This is a genomic window from Cyanobium sp. LEGE 06143, assembly GCF_015207535.1.
In the GTDB taxonomy this organism is placed as follows: domain Bacteria; phylum Cyanobacteriota; class Cyanobacteriia; order PCC-6307; family Cyanobiaceae; genus NIES-981.
In genome coordinates this window covers 1-2,524 of record NZ_JADEWP010000264.1, presented here as the reverse complement: position 1 = coordinate 2,524, position 2,524 = coordinate 1, and the positions used below count along the sequence as shown (strand labels likewise).

At 62.1% G+C, this 2,524-nt stretch carries 3 protein-coding genes; 1 reads left to right on the top strand and 2 read right to left on the bottom strand.

Translation table 11 applies throughout. From position 1 onward, the window contains the following. A partial coding sequence (locus IQ216_RS13305) for an FAD-binding domain-containing protein (protein WP_193815852.1) occupies window positions 1–780 on the top strand: 780 nt, incomplete at its 5' end. On the opposite strand, the gene IQ216_RS13300 is transcribed toward IQ216_RS13305, so the two are convergent. Both IQ216_RS13300 and IQ216_RS13295 read right to left on the bottom strand, forming a co-directional pair. After that, complete coding sequence (locus tag IQ216_RS13300; protein ID WP_193815851.1) at window positions 763–2,130, bottom strand: complex I subunit 5 family protein; 1,368 nt, start codon at window positions 2,128–2,130, stop codon at window positions 763–765. The genes IQ216_RS13305 and IQ216_RS13300 overlap by 18 nt on opposite strands. 110 nt (window positions 2,131–2,240) lie before the next feature. Next, the coding region (locus tag IQ216_RS13295; RefSeq protein WP_228007519.1) for a hypothetical protein at window positions 2,241–2,524 on the bottom strand (284 nt) is incomplete at its 5' end.

Sequence of the window (2,524 nt, the reverse complement as noted above, 5' to 3'; positions counted from 1 at the left end):
GCCGGCATTCACCGTAATACCCTGCCCCGGAAACAGAAAAGCCTGACCAGCTTTCGCTCCCGGTTGCACTGGCATTGTCATTTTATCCAGAAACTCGAAGACGAACCGGAGCTGGAATTCCGCGCCATGCACCGGGAACTGGAGGGCATGAAAACCGGGCCGAACGATTCCGAACGGCTGCAGCGCTGGCAACAAGGTCAAACCGGTTGGCCTCTGGTGGATGCCTGCATGCGCAGCCTGCAACACACCGGCTGGCTCAATTTCCGAATGCGGGCAATGCTGATGGCGGTAGCCAGCTACCAACTGTGGTTGCACTGGCGTGAACCTGCCCTGCACCTGGCGCGACTGTTTACCGATTTCGAGCCGGGCATTCACTATTCCCAGACCCAGATGCAATCCGGCCTGACCGGCATCAACGCCCTGCGCATCTATAATCCGGTGCTGCAAAGCCAGAAGCTGGACCCGCACGGCGAGTTTATCCGCCGCTGGATTCCGGAGCTGGCCGGGGTTCCCGAAGAAATGATCCATACCCCTTGGTTAATGACACCCGCCCAGAAAGCGAAGTTCGGCGGCAACAACTACATTGCGCCGGTATGTGACCATGAACAGGCGGCCCGGGCGGCGCGCAAAGCGGTGGGCGACTTCCGAAAACAACACGTTAGCCGGGAAGAGACTGGCCGGGTGCTGCACCGCCACGGCAGCCGCAAGGGACCGCATCAAACACGGCCGAAACCGGCAAGCCAGCCGCCGCCGGACAACCAGCTATCGCTGTTTGACTGAACGCCAGGCCAGCGCCGCGATAACCGTGGCCGCCAGAATGGGCCAGAACAGGCTCCAGGCCTCATGAACCATGGTGGCTAGCCAGGCTTTATCCGGCACGGCCCCGGGCCAGGGCAACCACCAGAACAGTACCAGGCTGCCAGCCGTGGCCAGGCCCCAACCCAGACACATAAACGCAGGATTGCTGCCAACACTGGCAGCTGCCCGCTGCACCCACAAAAAACGCCATACCAGCAACATGGTGGCCACAGCCCCCGCGCTCATCAGCATGGGCAGGTAGGGCGCCATCGCAAACTCGAAGTTGCCCGGCTTGAGCAGTTCCTTCATGGCCAGCTTGCTGGCAGCGCCACTGGTAAACGGCAGCCCCGCCAGCGACAGCCCCGGCAATGCGATCAACAGCCACAACAGCCATTGACCACCCCGTCCCGCCGGCAACGCCATGGCAGTAGAGAGGAACAAGCTACCTTTGGCCAGGCCATGATGCAGCACGTACAGCGCCATCACCGCAAACAGCGGGCCCGCATACTCGGTATTGGCCAGCGCTGCGCCCACCATCAGTGTCATCAGGCCCATCTGGCTAATGCTGGAATAGGCCAACACGGTTTTCGGGCGCCGCTGGCGCACACCCAGCACAGCACCACCCAGGGAACCGACAGCGCCCAGGATCACCAGCGCATTGCCCCAATCCGGCAAAGACACCTCACCAAACGGCAAAGTGACCAGCCAACCCAACAGGCCGGCTTTGATCATGGCGCCACTGAGCACCGCACTGGCTGGCGTCGGCGCGACCGGGTGCGCCAGGGGCAACCAGAAATGCAGCAGTGGCAGGCCCGCCTTCACCCCGAATCCCGCCAACAACAGGAACATGATCAACCAGCGCCGGTCGGCCTCCGCCACGGCGGCAGGCAGATCGGCCAACAAGCCACTACCGGCCTGTTGTGCGGCCATCAGAAGCCCCGACAGAATGGCCATTTCACCCACCACCGCCATGGCCAGGTAGACGCGCCCCGCGTGGTTGGCCTCTCCCGTTCCCTCGTGCACCACCAGGCCATAACCGGCAAAGGTCATCAGGGCGAAGAAGCTATAGAAGCTGGCAATATCCTGGGCCATCACCAGCCCCAGATTCCCGGCCAGGGTGAGCGCCCAGAACACACAGAAACGCCGCAGGTAATGTACCTTCAGATAGCCGACGGCGAAGACACCGGCCACCAGCCAAAGCGTTGCCGTCAGAACCAGGAATACCTGGCGCAGCTCATCCAGCCCCCACAGGCCGCCTAACAGCAACCCCGGCAGTTCAAGGGACGCGTCTGGCCCCAATGTCAGGCCTGCCAAAAAGGCGGGCAAGGGCAACACGGGCAAACAGTAACGCTAAGCCTGCTGCCAAGCGGGCCGCAGCGCCAGTAACAACGAGGCCAGCGGCAGGATAATCGCCAACAACAGCAAGAGGTTTGACGCAAACATCACAGCGCCACCTCCCTTGCCACAATCAACTCAGCCCAACTCAGGGGGCTGAATGGCAGGTTGGCAATCAGCCCGGCTACCAGCATAAGAGCGGCAGTAATCAACGGCGGCCATAGCAGCCAGGCGCTGGTTTCAAGGCGCCCCCAACGGCGCTCGTGGGGCCACGGCTCGCACTGTTCAGCAAACCAGAGCCGGTGCAGTATCGGGAGAAAATACGCCGCATTGAGCAGGCTGCTGATCACCAGCACCGCCACTACCCAATCCATACCGACCGCCAGTGCAC